The sequence below is a fragment of the Limimaricola cinnabarinus genome, from assembly GCF_002723615.1.
Lineage (GTDB): Bacteria > Pseudomonadota > Alphaproteobacteria > Rhodobacterales > Rhodobacteraceae > Limimaricola > Limimaricola cinnabarinus_B.
In genome coordinates, this window is sequence record NZ_KZ304951.1 from 360,767 (window position 1) to 379,009 (window position 18,243).

Annotated in this window: 19 protein-coding genes; 7 read left to right on the forward strand and 12 right to left on the reverse strand. The window is 68.3% G+C overall.

From position 1 onward, the window contains the following. Positions 1 to 267: 267 nt before the first annotated feature. Positions 268 to 1,113, forward strand: a complete 846-nt coding sequence (locus tag CJ301_RS01740) for a hypothetical protein (protein ID WP_099273573.1) — start codon at positions 268 to 270, stop codon at positions 1,111 to 1,113. 120 nt (positions 1,114 to 1,233) lie between these two features. Further along, the gene (gene purB / locus CJ301_RS01745; protein ID WP_099273575.1) at positions 1,234 to 2,535 is read left to right on the forward strand and encodes an adenylosuccinate lyase; all 1,302 of its coding nucleotides are present in this window, start codon (positions 1,234 to 1,236) and stop codon (positions 2,533 to 2,535) included. A 39-nt stretch (positions 2,536 to 2,574) separates the two neighbouring features. Here the strand turns inward: purB and CJ301_RS01750 are convergent, their stop codons facing one another. Continuing rightward, entirely contained in the window at positions 2,575 to 3,171 is a 597-nt protein-coding gene (locus tag CJ301_RS01750) for a helix-turn-helix transcriptional regulator (protein ID WP_099273577.1), read from the reverse strand. A gap of 82 nt (positions 3,172 to 3,253) precedes the next feature. Here CJ301_RS01750 and CJ301_RS01755 point away from each other — a divergent pair, with 82 nt between their 5' ends. The 3 genes from CJ301_RS01755 (at position 3,254) to CJ301_RS01765 (ending at position 5,920) form a co-directional block, all read left to right on the forward strand. Beyond that, a complete protein-coding gene (locus tag CJ301_RS01755; protein WP_099273579.1) occupies positions 3,254 to 3,784 on the forward strand; it encodes an autoinducer binding domain-containing protein in 531 nt (176 codons plus the stop codon). Positions 3,785 to 3,876: 92 nt separating this feature from the next. Further along, positions 3,877 to 4,941 carry a FliG C-terminal domain-containing protein gene (locus CJ301_RS01760; protein ID WP_301553809.1) on the forward strand — a complete coding sequence of 355 codons (1,065 nt, stop codon included), beginning with the start codon at positions 3,877 to 3,879 and terminating at the stop codon, positions 4,939 to 4,941. A gap of 76 nt (positions 4,942 to 5,017) precedes the next feature. Next, entirely contained in the window at positions 5,018 to 5,920 is a 903-nt protein-coding gene (locus CJ301_RS01765) for a lysophospholipid acyltransferase family protein (RefSeq protein WP_099273583.1), read from the forward strand. Here the strand turns inward: CJ301_RS01765 and CJ301_RS01770 are convergent. Continuing rightward, the gene (locus tag CJ301_RS01770) at positions 5,917 to 6,612 is read right to left on the reverse strand and encodes a DUF1223 domain-containing protein (RefSeq protein ID WP_254050035.1); all 696 of its coding nucleotides are present in this window, start codon (positions 6,610 to 6,612) and stop codon (positions 5,917 to 5,919) included. The genes CJ301_RS01765 and CJ301_RS01770 overlap by 4 nt on opposite strands. Before the next feature lie 216 nt (positions 6,613 to 6,828). On the opposite strand from CJ301_RS01770, the gene acnA reads away from it, so the two are divergent. Beyond that, a complete protein-coding gene (gene acnA / locus CJ301_RS01775; RefSeq protein WP_099273585.1) occupies positions 6,829 to 9,609 on the forward strand; it encodes an aconitate hydratase AcnA in 2,781 nt (926 codons plus the stop codon). Positions 9,610 to 9,717: 108 nt separating this feature from the next. Here the strand turns inward: acnA and CJ301_RS01780 are convergent, their stop codons facing one another. The 10 genes from CJ301_RS01780 to yajC are packed head-to-tail and all read right to left on the reverse strand — an operon-like array spanning position 9,718 to position 16,717. Continuing rightward, the gene (locus CJ301_RS01780) at positions 9,718 to 10,566 is read right to left on the reverse strand and encodes a c-type cytochrome (protein WP_110522074.1); all 849 of its coding nucleotides are present in this window, start codon (positions 10,564 to 10,566) and stop codon (positions 9,718 to 9,720) included. Positions 10,567 to 10,614: 48 nt separating this feature from the next. Beyond that, on the reverse strand, positions 10,615 to 11,151 hold the full coding sequence (locus tag CJ301_RS01785; protein WP_099273587.1) for a DsbE family thiol:disulfide interchange protein: 537 nt from the start codon (positions 11,149 to 11,151) through the stop codon (positions 10,615 to 10,617). Continuing rightward, a complete protein-coding gene (gene ccmD, locus CJ301_RS01790; protein ID WP_099273589.1) occupies positions 11,144 to 11,287 on the reverse strand; it encodes a heme exporter protein CcmD in 144 nt (47 codons plus the stop codon). The genes CJ301_RS01785 and ccmD overlap by 8 nt, the downstream gene beginning before the upstream one ends. Continuing rightward, positions 11,287 to 12,030: a heme ABC transporter permease gene (locus tag CJ301_RS01795; RefSeq protein ID WP_099273591.1), complete on the reverse strand. Its 744-nt coding sequence runs from the start codon at positions 12,028 to 12,030 to the stop codon at positions 11,287 to 11,289. Before CJ301_RS01795 ends, ccmD begins: the two co-directional genes overlap by 1 nt. A gap of 46 nt (positions 12,031 to 12,076) precedes the next feature. After that, positions 12,077 to 12,733, reverse strand: coding sequence for a heme exporter protein CcmB (gene ccmB / locus CJ301_RS01800; RefSeq protein ID WP_099273593.1), 657 nt, complete (start codon positions 12,731 to 12,733; stop codon positions 12,077 to 12,079). After that, the gene (ccmA, locus tag CJ301_RS01805; protein ID WP_282024953.1) at positions 12,730 to 13,350 is read right to left on the reverse strand and encodes a heme ABC exporter ATP-binding protein CcmA; all 621 of its coding nucleotides are present in this window, start codon (positions 13,348 to 13,350) and stop codon (positions 12,730 to 12,732) included. Before ccmA ends, ccmB begins: the two co-directional genes overlap by 4 nt. After that, positions 13,347 to 13,700 carry an Mth938-like domain-containing protein gene (locus CJ301_RS01810; RefSeq protein WP_099273597.1) on the reverse strand — a complete coding sequence of 118 codons (354 nt, stop codon included), beginning with the start codon at positions 13,698 to 13,700 and terminating at the stop codon, positions 13,347 to 13,349. Before CJ301_RS01810 ends, ccmA begins: the two co-directional genes overlap by 4 nt. Before the next feature lie 57 nt (positions 13,701 to 13,757). Then, positions 13,758 to 14,729, reverse strand: coding sequence for a protein translocase subunit SecF (secF, locus tag CJ301_RS01815; RefSeq protein WP_099273599.1), 972 nt, complete (start codon positions 14,727 to 14,729; stop codon positions 13,758 to 13,760). A gap of 1 nt (position 14,730) precedes the next feature. Beyond that, entirely contained in the window at positions 14,731 to 16,395 is a 1,665-nt protein-coding gene (secD, locus tag CJ301_RS01820) for a protein translocase subunit SecD (protein ID WP_099273601.1), read from the reverse strand. A gap of 37 nt (positions 16,396 to 16,432) precedes the next feature. Then, positions 16,433 to 16,717, reverse strand: a complete 285-nt coding sequence (gene yajC / locus CJ301_RS01825; RefSeq protein ID WP_099273603.1) for a preprotein translocase subunit YajC — start codon at positions 16,715 to 16,717, stop codon at positions 16,433 to 16,435. A gap of 197 nt (positions 16,718 to 16,914) precedes the next feature. On the opposite strand from yajC, the gene serS reads away from it, so the two are divergent. Next, positions 16,915 to 18,213 (forward strand): serine--tRNA ligase, encoded by a 1,299-nt coding sequence (gene serS, locus CJ301_RS01830; protein ID WP_099273605.1) that lies wholly within the window; start codon positions 16,915 to 16,917, stop codon positions 18,211 to 18,213. Positions 18,214 to 18,243 lie beyond the last annotated feature (30 nt).

Genomic DNA, 18,243 nt, shown 5'->3' on the forward strand with positions numbered 1-18,243 from the left:
GGCAGCGACGACGGATCACGCGGGGCGCCTTCGGGCGCCCCGTTTGCCTTTCGCCATGGCGATGCGCGCGCCATGCCATGGGGGCATCGGGGGCGGCCGCCGGGGCGACCGGGGTGGCAGGATGGCCGAAATGCGGCAGCAGGGAGGCCCATCTCGCCAAACGACCATGCTAATTCCCCGGTTCGCGCTCAAGGCGAACACAATCATTAACCTAATTGAAAGGACCACTCACCGGCCAACGAGCCGACTCATCTTGGAGACCGGTCCATGTCCGACCCGATCACCAGTACCATTGCCCAGTTGCTGTTTCGCGGCGTCCCCTCGCTCGATTTTCCCAATCTCGTCGACGATCTGCGCACCTCGCTCATGGAAGGTCCCACCGGGACCTGCCGACTGGACTGGGATCATGAAGACGTCGCCATCTTCGATCTCGACAATGCCCGGATCATCCTCGGCTGGTCCCAGCCCCTGCCCGGCCGCTACGCCGCCTGCCTGACGATCGGCGTCGGCGCCGATGAGAGCGGTGATTGCCAGATCGGCATCGCCAGCCACCAAGGCACGATCACCCGCCTGCTCGCCGACCGGATCAACGCCCGCTACATGTCCGACCGGATGCTGTGGAAGACCAGCACCCAAAGCCCGACCGCCGCGATGATCGACGGCATGGTCGACGAACTGCCGGGCTTCGATCCGGCCTGGCCCGGCGGCCACCCCGACTCCTGCGAATTCGACCGCATGCTCGCCCGCTACGACGCGGAGACCGCCGAGCAGGTCTCCGAGCTGGCCCCCGAGGTGCCGAAGCGCCGGCCGCGCCCCAAGCGGCCGCAGCCGCCGACCTACCGCACCGAGCGGCCCAAGCCGCGGCCCCGGCCGGATACCGCGACCCCGGCCAATGACATCTCCGCCGCCCTCCACCCCTCGGCCCTGGAGATGCAGCGGATCCGCGCCGCGCTTGCCGAGACCGAGCAGGAGGCGGAGGCCGCCCGCGCGCCGCGCCGGGTGTTCGGTCTGCCCCTGTGGCGCGGGCGCGGCTCGGCCTTCGTCGCCGCCGGTTTCGCGATGACGCTGGGATCGCAGCTGCTGCAGCCGGCGCTCGGCGCCGCGGGCTATTGAGGCCCCGCCGGGCCGCGACCGGCCCGGCACCCCCGTTCCGCGGCGTCATCCCGCGACCTTGTGCGGGCGACGCCCAGCCCCTATGACCCCGGCGAACCCTCCCCATACGAGAGAGCGCCGATGATCCCCCGCTATTCCCGCCCCGAGATGACCGCCATCTGGGAGCCCGCCACCAAGTTCCGCATCTGGTACGAGATCGAGGCCCATGCGGGCGACGCGATGGCCGATCTGGGCGTCATCCCGCGCGAGAACGCCGATGCCGTGTGGAAGGCGAAGGATGTCGAGTTCGACGTCGCGCGCATCGACGAGATCGAGGCCGTCACCAAGCATGACGTCATCGCCTTCCTCACCCATCTGGCCGAGCATGTCGGTTCGGACCAGGCGCGTTTCGTGCATCAGGGCATGACCTCCTCTGACGTGCTCGACACCACCTTCAACGTGCAGCTCACCCGCGCCGCCGATCTGCTGATCGCCGACATGGAGCGGGTTCTCGCCGCCCTGAAGGCACGCGCGATCGAGCACAAGGACACGGTGCGGATCGGTCGCAGCCACGGCATTCATGCCGAGCCGACCACCATGGGGCTGACCTTCGCGCGCTTCTACGCCGAGATGGATCGCGGCCTCGCCCGCCTGCGCAACGCGCGCGAAGAGATCGCCACGGGCGCGATCTCGGGCGCGGTCGGCACCTTCGCCAATGTCGATCCCCGCGTGGAAGAGCATGTCTGCGCCAGGATGGGGCTCAGCCCCGAGCCGATCTCGACCCAGGTGATCCCGCGCGACCGGCATGCGATGTTCTTCGCCACGCTGGGCGTGATCGCCTCCTCGATGGAGAACATCGCCACCGAGATCCGCCACATGCAGCGCACCGAGGTGCTGGAGGCCGAAGAATTCTTCTCCAAGGGGCAGAAGGGCTCCTCGGCGATGCCGCACAAGCGCAACCCGGTGCTGACCGAGAACCTCACCGGCCTCGCGCGTCTGGTGCGCATGTCGGTGGTCCCGGCGATGGAGAACGTCACGCTCTGGCACGAGCGCGACATCTCGCATTCCTCGGTCGAGCGGGCGATCGGCCCCGACACCACGGTGACGCTCGACTTCGCGCTCAACCGGCTCGCCGGCGTGATCGAGAAGCTGGTGATCTACCCGCAGCACATGCTCGACAACATGAACAAGTTCCGCGGGCTGGTGATGAGCCAGCGCGTGCTGCTGGCGCTGACGCAGGCCGGCGTGAGCCGCGAGGACGCCTACCGCCTCGTGCAGCGCAACGCGATGCGGGTCTGGGAGCAGGGCGCGGATTTCAAGACCGAGCTTCTGGCCGACGAGGAAGTGACGGCGGCGCTCAGCCCCGAAGAGATCGAGGAGAAGTTCGATCTGGGCTACCACACCAAGCATGTCGAGACGATCTTCGCGCGCGTCTTCGGCTGAGCCGACCGCGGCGGGCCTTCGGGCCCGCCCCCCCTTCTCTCAGATGAGCCCGAACCCTGCCGCCAGCGTCGCCGCCTGCGTCGCGGTATTGGCGCCGAGCTTGGTGCGGGCGTTCTTCAGCCGCTGCTTGATCGCGCCCTCGGTCACGCCCAGCGCATGGGCGATCTGCTTGAGCCTGTAGCCGTTCTTGACCATCCGCAGCACCTCGATCTCGGCTTGCGTCAGGTTGCTCGGCGGCGCGGCGGCGGCGTGCAGCCGGCCGATCATCTGCTCGAGCGTGACCAGCTCGCGGTCGCTGAATTCGCGGTCCTCGCGGACATATACCCCGTAGGAGCGCGCCCCGTCCGCATCCGCGACCGACGTCACCGCGCCATGGCGCAGGCCCATCCGGCGCGCCCGGACGAAGAGGCCGAAGGGGTCCTCGATCGCGCTCCAGCGCGCCGCGCCCTCGTTCGAATAGGCCCAGCGGATCGCCGGATCATCGAGGATAAGTCGCTCTGTAGTATAAATTTTGACCCATGATGCAGGCAAGAGGTTGTATTCCTCGAGCGGGGATGCAAATCCCACTCGCAGTGCGATGTAGTACCCGACCGGGGCGAGCCGGTTCAGCAGTTCGGTCTCGTCATCGATCGTCACGTGCTGGATCCGGATCGGAGGGGTTGGATATGCGAAGAGATGATCATTGCGCCAACGCTGATTTCCGCCCCCTCGTGACGCTGTGCTCGTGGAGGCCGCGAACACCGAGGTGACCCCCGAGATGACCCCGCCCAATGCAGACAGTATCGGCGATAGCCTGTCGCATCTCAAGCAGATTGCGCCCGGCGGCTTCGCCATCGGTCTGCATGTCCGCTTCGCGGCCCCCAAGCTGATGTTCAACTGCTACCCGGCCGAGTGGATCACCAGCTATGCCAGGCAGGGCCTGTTGATGAGCGATCCGACCGTGCGCTGGGCGATGTCCAGCGAGGGCGTCCTGCGCTGGAGCGATGTCGATCCCGGCGACGATCCGCGCCGCGTCATGCCGCAGGCCGCCGAATACGGCCTGCGATACGGCGTCACGCTCTCGATGGCATCGGGGGCGCGCAGCTTCGGCGGGCTGGCCCATACCGAGCGGCCCTTCGAGGATGCGGAGATCGAGACGATGCGCGCCGAGCTGGCGCGATTGCACGCGCTGACCCGCGACATCGACGAGCTGGACCCGGCCACGCGCGCGCGGCTCGCCAAGCTGTCGATCGCCGTCGTCACCCTCTGAGCGGGGCGCATCATCGCGCTCTTGCGAACAGCTTGTTTACCTTGATCCCCTAATCCTCGGACTGAGAGAGCATGCCGAGGAGCGCGGGATCCGTGTCAGCACCACAATCCATCGACCATGCCGCCGGTAAGCCCGTCGGCGCAGACCATGTGAGCCCGCGCCGCAAGGCGGCCATGGTGGTGCAGCTGATGATCGCCGAAGGGCGCAAGCTCGACCTCGCCTCCCTGCCGGAGGCGGTGCAGATCAGCCTGACGCGCGAGTTGGGCGCGCTTCGGCTGGTGGACCGCGCCACGCTGGCCGCAGTGGCCGCGGAATGCGCCGACCGGATCGAGGGGCTGGGCCTTGCCGCGCCGGGCGGCATGGACCAGGCGCTGCAGGCGCTCGACGGGCGGATCAGCCCGGCCACGGCGGCGCGGCTGCGCGCCGAGGCCGGCCCGCCGCGCGGCGATGACCCCTGGGCCCGGCTGACCGCGCTGCCCTGCCCCGCGCTGGTGCCGCTGATGACCACCGAATGCGCCGAGATCGCGGCCGTGACCCTGTCGAAGCTGCCGGTGGCCAAGGCGGCGGAGCTTCTGGGGCTGTTGTCGGGGGAACGGGCGCGCCGGATCACCCATGCGATGTCGCAGACCCGCGCCATCGCGCCCGACGCGGTGGAGCGGATCGGCGCGGCGCTCGCGGCGGAGCATTGCCAGGAGGTGCCCAAGGCCTTCGCCCACCCGGCCCCCGACCGGCTCGGCGAGATCCTCAATTCCAGCGGCAGCGCCACGCGCGACGCGGTGCTCGACGGGCTCGAGGCCGAAGACCCCGATTTCGCCGCCGATGTGCGCCGCGCGATCTTCACCTTCGCCGACATCCCGCAGCGCCTTGCCCCGGGCGATGCGCCTGCCGTGCTGCGCCGGATCGAACAGCCGGTGCTGATCACCGCGCTCGCGGCGGCGCAGGCCACGGGCGGCGGCGATGCCGCGGCGGCGAACCATCTGCTCGACAACATCTCGCAGCGCATGGCGCAGGGCCTGCGCGAGGAGATCGCCGAGCGGGGCGCGGTGCGCCGGGTGGAGGGCGAAACCGCCATGAGCGAGGTGGTCGGCGCGATCCGCGCCGCCGCCGATGAGGGCGACATCGCCCTCGTCTCGCCGCAGGAGGAGGATGAGAGCTAGGCCGGCTCCGCCCGGCTTGGCTTGGCTTTCGGTGCCGCGCGACTTATGGCCGGGCCGGAACGGACGGGAACAGACCATGGCAGATGACCACGTCGCCGCCGGGCGCGGCACGACGGACCGGATGGTGGACCTCGCCCTGCGCGGCGCGATCGGTGCCGCGCGGCGGCTGCCCTATGAGCGGCGGGTCGCGGCGATGGGCAGGCTGACCACCCATGCGCTCGGCCCGGCTGCCGGCTATCGCCGCCGGGCCGAGCGCAATCTCGGCCTGATCTGGCCCGAGATGGCGGCGCAGCGCCGCGCCGCCCTGTCCCGCGCGGTGTGCGACAATCTCGGGCGCACCCTGATCGAGAATTATTCGGGCGAGGAGTTCGCCCGCATCCTGCCCGACGCGCCCGTGGAGGATGCGGGGCTCGACACCATCGCCCGCGCCCGCGCGGACCGCCGGCCGGTCCTCTTCGTGACGGGCCATTTCGGCAATCACGAGGCGCCGCGCCGGGTTCTGTCGCGCATGGGCTACGAGATCGGCGGGCTTTACCGTCCGATGTCCAACGGCTTCGTCAATGATCACTACGCCGCCACGATGCAGGGCGTCTCGGGTCCGGTCTTCGCCAAGGGGCGGCGCGGCCTGACCGGCTTCCTGCGGCACCTGAAATCGGGCGGCATGGCGACGATCCTGTTCGACCTGCACGACCAGGGCGGCAGCATGATCGACTTTCTGGGGCGTCCGGCGCGCACCGCGCTCACCGCCGCCGAGCTGGCCTTGCGCTTCGACGCGCCGCTCGTGCCCTATTTCGGCATCCGTCGCCCCGACGGCATCGGCTTCGACATCGCGGTCGAGGCACCGATCCCACATGACGAGCCGCTCGCGATGATGCGCGAGGCGACGCGGCGGCTGGAGGCGCGCATCCTGCGCGATCCGGGGCAATGGTTCTGGGTACACAACCGCTGGAAGGCCGACCGGCCCCGGCCCGCGGCCTAGGGCATCCGCGCCGCCGCGAGAATCGCGCCCGGACCTTCCTCCTGCACGATCACCGCCCCCGGCAGCGCGCCCTCGACCGGCGCGGTCACCTCCAGCTCCTCGGACCCGTTCCAGCGCAGGAGCAGGTTCCACGAGGTGACGATATTGGCGTAGTGCAGCTCGTGGCCGGCGTTTTCGCCATGCTCGATCGCCACGCTGGCCTCGGGCCTGTAGCGCACGAGCTGCACCAGCAGCGGCTCGGGCCGCCCGTCGAGCCGCCGCGCGGCGATTCGCAGCACCTCGCCCTCGCGCGCGACCGAAAGCTCGACCCGCGCGGGCGCCTCGGCCCGGTCGAGCACGGCATCCATCACCTTCATCGGCTTGGCGCCGACGATGCGCTCGACCCCGCCCACGACGAATTGCGGCGTGTAGACCATGCGCTCGCCCGCCGCGGCGGCATAGCTCTTCTGCCGCCTGGTGAATTCGGGCCGCGCGAAGATGTCGGCCCAGCCGATGTAATCCCAGTAATCGACATGCAACCCCAGCGCGATCACCTCCTCGCGCGTGGCCAGATCGCGCACCATCTCGTCGGCGGGCGGGCAGCTGGAACAGCCCTGCGAGGTGAAGAGTTCGACCACCACCGGAGAGTCGGCCAGCGCCGGGCCGGAGGCGAGCCAGCCCGCCATGCTCAGTGCCGCCATCAATTTGCGCATTCGATCTCTCCGCCGGACATATCCCACCGGTCTAAGCTGATCGGTGCCGCAACGCCAATCAACCCGCCGCGAGAGCGCCGTGCGCAACCGGGGGGCCAACGGCATCTGGACATTTGTGTGCCGTTGTATACATAGCAGGCAACGGCCTTGATCGCCTGCTGCCCTTGCGGCAGAACCGGGGCCAGACCCACAGCTCGCAGCCAGAAGGGACACTTCATGCCGATCAAAGTTGGCCAGGACAGCGCCAAGACCCGCCGGAAGCTCACGGTCGGGTCGCAGAGCCTGTCGTATTACTCGATTCCCGCCGCCACCGAAGCCGGACTCGGCGATTTCGGCCGCCTGCCCGCCGCGCTCAAGGTGGTTCTGGAGAACCTGCTGCGCTTCGAGGATGGCGGCTTCTCCGTCTCCACGGACGACATCAAGGCCTTTGCCGAATGGGGTGCCAATGGCGGCAAGAACCCCCGCGAGATCGCCTATCGCCCCGCCCGCGTGCTGATGCAGGACTTCACCGGCGTGCCGGCGGTGGTGGACCTCGCCGCGATGCGCGACGGCATCAAGGCGCTGGGCGGCGACGCGCAGCTGATCAACCCGCTCAACCCCGTGGATCTCGTGATCGACCATTCGGTGATGATCGACGAGTTCGGCAACCCGCGCGCGTTCCAGATGAACGTCGACCGCGAATACGAGCGCAACATCGAGCGCTACCAGTTCCTGAAATGGGGCCAGAAGGCGTTCCAGAACTTCCGCGTCGTGCCGCCGGGCACCGGCATCTGCCACCAGGTGAACCTCGAATACCTCGCGCAGGTCGTCTGGTCGGACACCGATCAGAACGGTGAGGAAGTGGCCTATCCCGACACGCTGGTCGGCACCGACAGCCACACCACCATGGTCAACGGCGCCGCCGTGCTCGGCTGGGGCGTGGGCGGCATCGAGGCCGAAGCCGCGATGCTGGGCCAGCCGATCTCGATGCTGATCCCCGAGGTCGTGGGCTTCAAGCTGACCGGCAAGATGGTCGAGGGCACCACCGCCACCGACCTCGTGCTGCGCGTCGTGCAGATGCTGCGCGAGAAGGGCGTCGTGGGCAAGTTCGTCGAGTTCTACGGCGACGGTCTCGACAACGTGCCGCTCGCGGACCGCGCGACGATCGGCAACATGGCCCCCGAATACGGCGCCACCTGCGGCTTCTTCCCGATCGACGCCGAAACGCTGCGCTACATGGAGCAGACCGGCCGCGACAAGGACCGCATCGCGCTGGTCGAGGCCTATGCCAAGGAAAACGGCATGTGGCGCGATCCGGGCTACGAGCCGGTCTATACCGACACGCTCGAGCTCGACATGGGCACCGTCGTTCCCGCCATTTCCGGCCCCAAGCGCCCGCAGGACCACATCGCGCTCGACGTGGCCGGCAAGGCCTTCGGCGAGTACGTCAAGGGCCAGCGCGAAGGCAAGGACACCTCGGCCAATTCCGAGATCCGTTGGGAAGGCGAAGGCGGCCAGCCCGAGCCGGTCGACATCCCCGGTGACGAGGGCCACCACAAGCGCGGCTTCGTCGAGACCGAGAACGGCCATTACCAGCTGCATGACGGCTCGATCGTGATCGCCTCGATCACGTCCTGCACCAACACCTCGAACCCCTATGTGATGATCGGCGCCGGTCTCGTCGCCCGCAAGGCGCGCGAGCTGGGCCTCGACCGCAAGCCCTGGGTCAAGACCTCGCTGGCGCCGGGCTCCCAGGTCGTCTCGCACTACCTCGAAGCCGCCGGGCTGCAGGAAGACCTCGATGCGATCGGCTTCAACCTCGTGGGCTATGGCTGCACCACCTGCATCGGCAACTCGGGCCCGCTCGATGCCGAGATCTCGAAGGCGATCAACGACAACGACCTGATCGCGACCTCGGTGCTCTCGGGCAACCGCAACTTCGAGGGCCGGATCAGCCCGGACGTGCGCGCCAACTACCTCGCCTCGCCGCCGCTCGTCGTGGCCTATGCGCTGGTGGGCGACATGAATGTCGACATCACGAGCGAGCCGCTGGGTCAGGACAAGAACGGCAAGGATGTCTACCTGAAGGACATCTGGCCGAGCCAGGCCGAGATCGCGGATCTGGTGCAGAAGACCGTCACCCGCGAGGCGTTCCAGGAGAAATACGCCGACGTCTTCAAGGGCGACGAGAAGTGGCAGTCGGTCGAGACCCCCGACAGCGAGACCTATGACTGGCCCGCGACCTCGACCTACGTCCAGAACCCGCCCTACTTCCAGAACATGTCCAAGGAGCCGGGCGAGATCCACGACATCGAGGATGCCCGCGTTCTGGCGATCCTCGGCGACATGGTGACGACCGACCACATCTCGCCCGCCGGCTCCTTCAAGGAGACCACCCCGGCCGGCAAGTACCTGGTCGAGCGTCAGGTGCCGGTGCGGGAGTTCAACTCCTATGGCTCGCGCCGCGGCAACCACGAGGTGATGATGCGCGGCACCTTCGCCAATATCCGCATCCGCAACGAGATGCTGGACGGGGTCGAGGGCGGCTACACCAAGGGCCCCGATGGCAGCCAGATGGCGATCTACGACGCCGCCATGGCCTGGCAGGAGCAGGGCAAGCCGCTCGTCGTGTTCGGCGGCGAGCAGTATGGCGCGGGCTCCTCGCGCGACTGGGCCGCGAAGGGCACCGCGCTTCTGGGCGTGAAGGCGGTCATCGCCGAGAACTTCGAGCGCATCCACCGCTCGAACCTCGTCGGCATGGGCGTGATCCCGTTCGAGTTCACCGGAGGCGACACCCGCAAGTCGCTGGGTCTGACCGGCGAGGAGAGCGTCTCGATCAAGGGCCTGAGCGACGTCAAGCCGCTGCAGGAGGTCACCGCGACGATCACCATGGCCGACGGTTCGACCAAGGAGATCACGCTGCGCTGCCGGATCGATACGGCGGTGGAGATCGACTACATCAAGAATGGCGGCGTGCTGCATTACGTGCTGCGCAACCTCGCCCAATCGGCCGCCTGATCCACGGATCGGCCTGTCGAAACGGAAACCGCCCCGGAGGATCTCCGGGGCGGTTTTTCTTTGGCCACCCGCCCGAACGGAACGAACAGGCCGCTTTCCTTCCGTCGGTCAGTCCGCCCCGGCCCAGTCGGGCAATGGCGGCAGCTCGCGCATATAGGCAATGACCGCGTCGAGATCCTCGGCCGTCATCCTCGCGAAGTTCGCATAGGGCATGGGCGGCGACATGGCCTCCCCGTCGGGGCGCTGCCCCCTGGTGATCATCGCCTTCAGCTCCTCGTCGGAATAGCCCGCGATCCCGTCCTCGCCCGAGGTGATGTTGGGCGAGATCACCGTGCCCCAGGGCCCGTGGAACTCGAAGCCCCCGGCCCCGGCATGGGTGTCGCTCATCGGGCCTTGCGGGCCCATCGGCGAGTGACACTCTATGCAATGCGCCACCGGACCGGCGAGATAGGCGCCGTATTCCGCCGTCGACCCGCGCTCGGGCGCGTCGACGCTTTCGACCGGCGGGCCGTAAGCGGGCGGCAGGGGGATGTTGTAGACGCTTTCGCCGGGATCGTTCTCCACAGCGGGGATCTGGCGCAGGTAGATCACCATGCTCATGACATCGTCATCCGACAGCCCGCGATAGAGCGGGATCGGCATGGGCGGCCCGATCAGGCTGCCATCGGGCCGCAGCCCCTCGCGGATCGAGCGCGCAAGCTCCGCATCGGACCAGTCGGCGATGCGGGCGGCGGGGGTGATGTTGGGGGCTATGGCCGTGAAGGCCTGCGATTTCTCGACCAGCCGGCCCGCGAGATGCATGTCGGGCAGCGGCCCCTCCGGGCCCATGGGGCTGTGGCAATTGCCGCAGGCGGCAGGCCCCTCGACCAGATAGGTACCGCGTTCGAGCGAAGGTTCGCTCTGGACCGCGGTGGCCCCCAGGACGAAGACGGACCCGATCAGAACCAGATACTTCATGACACTCTCCCGCATCAATGGCGAAGAGACTATCACGCTGGCGTTACTTTACCTAGAGGAAGCTTCCTTGAGGGCCGGACGCAACCGTGCCGCAATGGAGCGCTGGGTCACCGGGCCGGCCATGCGCTCGACGATGCGCCCCTCGCCATCCACCACGAAGGTCTCGGGCACGCCGTAGACCCCCCAGTCGCGCGCGACGCGCCCGTCATCGGTGCCGATGGCGGTATAGGGATCGCCCAGTTCGACGAGGAAATCCTCGGCGTTGTCCGGGTTGTCCTTGTAGTTGATGCCATAGATCGTCAGCCCCTCCTCGGCGAGGGCCTCGAAGTTCGGATGCTCGACCCGGCAGGGCGCGCACCAGCTGGCCCAGAAATTGACGAGCTTCACCTCGCCATCGGCGAGCATGGCGGGATCGAAGGGCGCGCGCCCCGGCAGGGTGCCGGTTTCGGTCAGCGGCGCTTTGCGCCCGATCAGCGCCGAGGGCAGCTCGTCGGGGTTTTCGCGCAGCATGCCGGCGGCGAAGAGCCCGGCCAGCGCCGCGAAGATCGCGGGCGGCAGGATGATGAGAGGCGAGATCCTAGCCATGATCGCGTTCGGTCCTTTCCAGCTCGGCCCTGACGCGGCGATCGCGCCGGACGCTCCACCACACCAGCGCCGCCAGCAGCGCCAGGCTCACCCCCCAGGCCGAGATCACCTCGGCCGCGTATCTGCCCAGATCCATCATGCCCGCACCGGCTCCGAGCGCCGCGCACGGGCGCGCAGCGCGCCGATGCGGCGGGCCCGGATTTCGGTCCCGGTGCGCAGCAGCACGAGGGCGAGAAACAGCAGCACGAAGCCCGCCATGCAGACCAAAAGCGGCACCCAGAACACGTCGGCCACGTTCTCCTGCTTGTCGAGCGAGAGCGACGCGCCCTGATGCAGCCCCTGGTTCCAGAAGTTCACGGCATAGCGCGACAGGACGGCGAAGACCGAGCCCACGAGGCAGAGCACCGAGGTCAGGTCGGCGGCGCTGTCGGGATCGGGGATCGCGGCCCAGAGGGCGATATAGCCCAGATAAAACAGGAACAGGATCAGGAAGGAGGTCAGCCGCGGGTCCCAGGCCCACCAGGTGCCCCACATCGGCTGGCCCCAGATCGCCCCGGTGACGAGCGCGATCAGCGTCATCACCAGTCCCACCGGCGCGGCGGCGCGGGCCGCGAGCGCGCTGACATGGTGGCGGCGGATCAGCCAGATCAGCGAGGCGACGAGCATCATCAGCCAGGCATTGATCGCCATCAGCGCCGAGGGGACATGCAGGTAGATGATCTTCACGCTCGATCCGAAACGCTCGGCTTCGGGCGTGAAGAAGAACCCCCAGACGAGCCCGACCGCCAGCACGGCGGCGGACAGCCACATGAGCCACGGCACCCATGGCTCGGTCGTGTCGAGGAATTTCCTCGGATTGGCGTAGGACCAGATCGACATGGCTTTTCCTATCCCGTGCCGCGCGGCGGCTCAATGCCCGGCGGCGTCACCGCAGCGTGACCCGAAGCGCCGCGGCCGTGGCAAATGGCAGCAGCGCGGCGCAGCCCAGCCCGATCCCGGCGAGCAGCAGCAGCGGCGTCTGCGCGGGCAGCCCCTCGGCCCCGCGCCTTGCGGCCTCCGCCCCGAAGATCAGCACCGGCACGTAGAGCGGCAGCACGATGAGCGACAAAAGCAGCCCGCCGCGCCGCAGCCCGACGGTGAGCGCGGCGCCGAAGGTCCCGATCAGCGACAGCGCCGGCGTGCCGAGCGCGAGCGAGACGAGCAGCCAGGGCATCGCCTGCCCCGGCAGGTGCAAGAGCACTCCGAGGAGTGGCGCCGCAACGACGAGCGGCAGGCCGGTGGTGACCCAATGCGCCGCCGCCTTGGCCAGCGCCAGCATCTCCAAGGGCAGCGGCGCGGTGGCCAGAAGCGGCAGAGAGCCGTCCTCGTGATCGAGTGCGAAGATGCGGTCGAGCGAGAGAAGCGCCGCCAACAGCGCCGCCACCCACAGGATGCCCGGCGCGATCCGCGCGAGGATGTCGGCCTCCGGCCCCACGCCGAAGGGCACCAGCACGACGACGATGAGAAAGAAGGCCAGACCCAGCCCGAAGCCGCCGCCCGCGCGCACGGCGAGGCGCAGGTCGCGCGTCAGCAGGGCTCTCACAAAAACGCCTCGTCCGATCCGCCCGCCGCGTCATGCGCGGCCCGGTAGGGGGTGAGATCGAGCGTGGGCAGATCGAGCCCGAGATCGATATGCGTGGCGATCACCGCGATGCCGCCGCGCGCGAGGTGACGCTCGCGCAGAAAGCTCGCGAAGCGCTTCACCGAAAAGGCATCGAGCGAAACGGTCGGCTCGTCGAGCAGCAGCACCTCGCGCCCGATCACCGCGAGCCGGGCGAGGCCGAGCCTGCGCCCCTGCCCGGCCGAAAGCGTGCCGGCGGAGCGATCGCGCAGATCGGCAAGATCGAACAGCTCGAACACATCCTCGGGCAGCTCGGCCCGATAGAGATCGGCCCAGAATTGCAGGGTTTCGGCGACGGTCAGCGCGGGCTTGATGCCATCGGCATGGGAGGCATAGCCCGCCCGTTCGCCCGCGCCCTCGATCGTGCCCGACAGCGGCGGCTGCAGCCCCGCCACGGTGCGCAAAAGCGTCGTCTTGCCGATGCCGTTGGCCCCGCGCAGCACCAGCCCCTCTCCCGGCGCGAGGCGAAACGACACGCCGGTCAACACCGGCATGCCGCCGCGTTCGACGCCGAGATCGCTGACGACGAGGTCGGTCAGACCGGCAACAGCGCGACCGCGACGCGCCGCCCTTCCGACAGGAGCACATTATAGGTGCGGCAGGCGGCGGGGGTCGCCATGGCCTCCACGCCGATGCCTTCGGCCTCCAGCCGCTCGCGGAAGGCGCGCGGGGCGTGGGCGATCTCGGCCCCGGTGCCGACGAAGAGCACGTCGATCCGCCCTGCGAGCGCGAGGACGGCGTCGAGATCCTCGAAGCCGCCCCAGCTTCTGAGCCCGGTGGGCGCGAGCGTCACCGCCCCCTCGATCACCTCGCCGCCGATCCGGAAGAAACCCGGGCCGTAGCCATCGATCGGCTTGGAGTCGTCATAGTCGATCTCGGTCAGCCGCATGGGTGCGCCCCCCTGTTCATCTTTCCTCAAATACGCAAATCCGACGCCGCCGCCGGGTCAGGCGTCGATATTGGCGAACTGCGTCCCCGCCTTGGGGTCGTCCTTCTTGTCCCAGTCGCGCTTCACGCCGAGCATCAGCACGATGTTCTTGGCGACGTAGATCGAGGAATAGGTGCCGACGATCACACCCCAGAAGATCGCGAAGACGAAGCCGCGGATCACGTCGCCGCCCAGAACCAGGAGCGCCAGCAGCGCCAGCAGCGTCGTGCCCGAGGTCATCACGGTCCGGCTCAGCGTTTCGTTGGCCGAGAGGTTCAGAAGATCGCGCAGCGGCATGGTCTTGTACTTGCGCAGGTTCTCGCGCGCCCGGTCGAAGACGACGACGGTGTCGTTGATCGAGTAGCCGACGATGGTCAGCAGCGCGGCGATGATCGCGAGATCGAACTTGATCTGGAAGGCGGCGAAGATGCCGATGGTCAGCGTCACGTCATGCACCAGCGCCGCGATGGCGCCGACGGCGAATTGCCATTCGAAGCGCAGCCAGATGTAGAACAGGATCGCGACGAGCGAGCCCAGCACCGCGAAGAGGGCCGACTGGATCAGCTCCCCCGAGACCTTGGGCCCGACGCTCTCCACGCTCGGAAAGGTCAGCGTCGGATCGACGGTCTGCAGCGCGGCCTCGACCTCGGCGATGGTCTCGGCGGTGACGCTCTCGACCCCCTCCTGCGCCTGGATGCGCACCGAGGCCACGTTGCGGTCGTCTCCGAAGGAGGGATCGAAGACCTCGGTGATCACCACGTCACCAAGCTCCAGCGGCGCGATCGCATCGCGGTAGGCGGCGACGTCGATGGCGTTTTCGCTTTCGGTGCGGATCGTGGTGCCGCCCTTGAAGTCGATGCCGAAGTTCAGCCCCATGGCGAAGAACAGCACAATGCTGACCAGCATGGCGATGATCGAGGCGCCGAAGGTGATCTTCGCGGCGCGGAAGAAATCGAAATTGGTGTTTTCGGGAACGATGCGCAGCCGCATGTCAGACCTCGATGGTTTTGGGGCGGCGGCGCTCGAACCACATCACGATCAACAGGCGCGTCACGAAGATCGCGGTGAAGACCGAGGTGAGGATGCCGAGGCCGAGGGTGATGGCGAAGCCACGCACCGGACCGGAGCCCACGAGAAACAGGATGAGCGCGGTGATCAGCGTTGTCACGTTGCCGTCGAGGATGGCCGAAAGCGCCTTTTCATAGCCCAGATCGATGGCGCGGGCCGGGCCGCGTGCGGTCTTGAGCTCTTCGCGGATGCGCTCATAGACCAGCACGTTGGCGTCCACCGCCATGCCGACGGTGAGCACGATGCCCGCGATGCCCGGCAGCGTCAGCGTGGCGCCGAGGATCGACAGCACCGCGAAGATCAGCACCATGTTGAAGGTCAGCGCCACGGTGGCGAAGACGCCGAACAGCCCGTAGGACATGATCATGAAGACCACCACGGCAAGCGCGCCGACGGTGGCGGCGAGCTTGCCCGCCTCGATGCTGTCGGCCCCCAGCTCCGGCCCGATGGTCCGCTCTTCGAGAAAGGTCAGCCCGGCGGGCAGCGCGCCCGCGCGCAAGAGCACGGCAAGCTGGGTCGATTCCTCGACCGTGAAGTTGCCGGTGATGATGCCCGAGCCGCCGGGAATGTGGCTCTGGATCACGGGGGCGGAGATCACCTCCTCGTCGAGCACGATGGCGAAGGGCGAGCCGATGTTCTCGGCGGTGTAGTCGCCGAAGGCGCGCGCGCCGGTCGGGTTGAAGCGGAAGTTCACCGCCGGGCGGCCGTTCTGGTCGAAGGCGGGCTGCGCGTCGACCAGCTCCTCGCCAGTGACGACGGGGTTGCGCTCGAGGATGTAGAACACCCCCTGCTCGTCGAGCGAGGGCAGGATCTCGTTGTTGGGACCGGCGCTCTCATTGGCATCGGAGGTGCGCGACACGACCGGCTGGAAGGTCAGCTGCGCGGTGGTGCCGATGATCTCCTTGACCTCCTCGGCCGAGCCGACGCCCGGCACCTCGATCAGGATGCGATCCTCGCCCTGGCGCTGGATGGTCGGCTCTCGCGTGCCGACCTCGTCGATCCGGCGGCGCACGATCTCGAGCGCCTGTCGGATGGTGCGGTCGTCGGTGGCCGCGCGCTCGGCCTCGCTCAGCGTGACGACGATCTCGGCCCCTTCGGCGCGCACGTCGATGTCGTTGGCGCCGCCGCCGGTGAGGCTCGTCACCGGGGTGGCGAGGCCGCGCACGATTTCGAGCGCGGTCGCGGCCTGCGCCGCCTCGGAGATGCGCACCCGCAGCTCGGAGGGGTCGCCCCCCTCCTCGCGGGTGACGAAGCCGACCGTGTCGCGCTGCGCGGCGAGCGCGTCGCGCACCTCGGGCCAGAAGGCCTCCATGCGCGCGGCATAGACCTCCTCGACCTGCACCTCGGCCAGCAGATGCGCGCCGCCGCGCAGGTCGAGCCCGAGATTGACGAGGCCCGAGGGCATCCATTCGGGCCAGAGCCCGGCATCGGCCTGCAATTCGGCATTGGTCTGGCCGGTCTCGATCACGGCGCGGGCGTCGTTCGCGGTCTCGACCCTGTCATAGAACAGGTTCGGCAATGCGAAGACCAGCCCGCCCAGGCAGATGAGCCAGATCAGGACCCGGCGCCAGGTGGGGATGTGCATCATGTCGTTCGTCCTCTGGCGCGGGGCCTCGATCGGGGGATCAGGCCTTGGCCGGTTCGGTCTTGGTGGTCACGGTGGCGATGGTCGAACGGACCACGCGCACGTTAACGCCCTGCGCGATCTCGACCTCGATCTCGTTGCTGTCGTCGCGGACCTTGACGACCTTGCCGATCACGCCGCCCTGGGTGATCACCTGATCGCCGCGGCGCAGCGCCGCCACCATCTTCTGGTGTTCCTTCAGCTTCTTCTGCTGCGGGCGGATCAGGAAGAACCACATGATCGCGAAGATCAGGATCAGCGGAATGAGGGATTCGATGCCTTGCATGGCGGTCCTTTATGTCGGCCGGGGGCGCGGATTTCGCGCCTTTGAAAAAGTCGCGGCACCCTACTGCCGGGTCCGGTGATTGGCAACCGCGCCGCCGGGGGCTGCGACGCGCCGGTTTGGCGGTTCACAAGCGGGCGCGTTTCGGTCCATATGGGCGCGGCCCCCGGGCCGTGAAACCCCCTATGACGGACGAGACAATGCACGACATCCGCGCCATCCGCGACAACCCCGACGCCTTCGACGCCGCCCTGGCCCGCCGCGGGATGTCTGGCGTGTCGTCGCGTATCCTGGCGCTCGATGACGCGCGCCGGGCCAAGATCCACGCCGCCGAGACCGCCAAGGCCGAGCAGAACCGCGCCTCGAAAGAGGTCGGCGCGGCGAAGGGCCGCGGCGACGAGGCCGAATTCGAGCGGCTGCGCGCGCTGGTGGCCGAGAAGAAGGCCGAGATTGCCCGGCTGAACGAGGAGGCGCAGGCCGAGGACGAGGCGCTGCGCCAGCTGCTGCTGACCATCCCCAACCTGCCTTACGACGACGTGCCCGCGGGCGCCGACGAGGACGACAATGTCGAACTGAAGCGCCACGGCACGCCGCGCCAGTTCAACTATGCCCCCAAGGAGCATTACGAGCTTCCGGCGGTGAAAGACGGCATGGATTTCGAGGTCGCGGCCAAGCTCTCGGGCTCGCGGTTCGTGGTGCTGTCGGGCGGCGTTGCCCGCCTGCACAGAGCGCTGGCGCAGTTCATGCTCGACACCCATGTCGAGGAGCACGGGCTGACCGAAACCATGACCCCGGTGCTGGTGCGCGAGGACGCGATGATCGGCACCGGCCAGCTGCCCAAGTTCGGCGAGGACAGCTACCAGACCACGACCGGCTGGTGGCTCATCCCCACGGCGGAGGTGACGCTGACCAACCTCGTGGCCGACAGCATGGTCGAAGAAAGCTACCTGCCGCGCCGCTACGTGGCCGACACGCAGTGCTTCCGCTCCGAGGCGGGCAGCGCCGGGCGCGACACATCGGGCATGCTGCGCCAGCACCAGTTCGAGAAGGTCGAGATGGTGTCGGTGGTGCATCCCGACCAGTCCGAGGCCGAGCACGAGCGCATGCTGGGCTGCGCCGAAGCGATCCTCGAAAAGCTGGGCCTGCCCTATCGCACCATGCTTTTGTGCGCGGGCGACATGGGCGCGGGCGCGCGGCGGACCTATGATATCGAGGTCTGGCTGCCCGGGCAGGACCGCTACCGGGAGATCAGCTCGATCTCGACCTGCGGCGATTATCAGGCGCGGCGCATGAACGCCCGCTTCCGCCCCGAGGGCGGCGGCAAGCCCGAATTCCTGCACACGCTCAACGGCTCCGGCCTCGCCGTGGGCCGAACGCTGATCGCCGTGCTGGAGAACGGGCAGGAAGAGGACGGCTCGGTGACGCTGCCCGAGGTGCTGCACCCCTATCTGGGCGGCCGGACGAAGCTTTCGGCGTCGGGCGAACTGGTCCGCGACTGAACGCCGCGCCTTATCGATTTTGCGCCGTCC

Excerpts from the sequence above, each read along its gene's own strand:
- secD (WP_099273601.1), bottom strand. The coding sequence starts at position 16,395 with ATGATGCACATCCCCACCTGGCGCCGGGTCCTGATCTGGCTCATCTGC.
- acnA (WP_099273585.1), top strand. The coding sequence starts at position 6,829 with ATGCCGATCAAAGTTGGCCAGGACAGCGCCAAGACCCGCCGGAAGCTC.
- CJ301_RS01810 (WP_099273597.1), bottom strand. The coding sequence starts at position 13,700 with ATGCGGCTGACCGAGATCGACTATGACGACTCCAAGCCGATCGATGGC.
- CJ301_RS01770 (WP_254050035.1), bottom strand. The coding sequence starts at position 6,612 with ATGCGCAAATTGATGGCGGCACTGAGCATGGCGGGCTGGCTCGCCTCC.
- CJ301_RS01785 (WP_099273587.1), bottom strand. The coding sequence starts at position 11,151 with ATGGCTAGGATCTCGCCTCTCATCATCCTGCCGCCCGCGATCTTCGCG.
- CJ301_RS01780 (WP_110522074.1), bottom strand. The coding sequence starts at position 10,566 with ATGAAGTATCTGGTTCTGATCGGGTCCGTCTTCGTCCTGGGGGCCACC.
- serS (WP_099273605.1), top strand. The coding sequence starts at position 16,915 with ATGCACGACATCCGCGCCATCCGCGACAACCCCGACGCCTTCGACGCC.
- yajC (WP_099273603.1), bottom strand. The coding sequence starts at position 16,717 with ATGCAAGGCATCGAATCCCTCATTCCGCTGATCCTGATCTTCGCGATC.
- CJ301_RS01740 (WP_099273573.1), top strand. The coding sequence starts at position 268 with ATGTCCGACCCGATCACCAGTACCATTGCCCAGTTGCTGTTTCGCGGC.
- secF (WP_099273599.1), bottom strand. The coding sequence starts at position 14,729 with ATGCGGCTGCGCATCGTTCCCGAAAACACCAATTTCGATTTCTTCCGC.
- CJ301_RS01795 (WP_099273591.1), bottom strand. The coding sequence starts at position 12,030 with ATGTCGATCTGGTCCTACGCCAATCCGAGGAAATTCCTCGACACGACC.
- ccmD (WP_099273589.1), bottom strand. The coding sequence starts at position 11,287 with ATGGATCTGGGCAGATACGCGGCCGAGGTGATCTCGGCCTGGGGGGTG.
- CJ301_RS01765 (WP_099273583.1), top strand. The coding sequence starts at position 5,018 with ATGGCAGATGACCACGTCGCCGCCGGGCGCGGCACGACGGACCGGATG.
- purB (WP_099273575.1), top strand. The coding sequence starts at position 1,234 with ATGATCCCCCGCTATTCCCGCCCCGAGATGACCGCCATCTGGGAGCCC.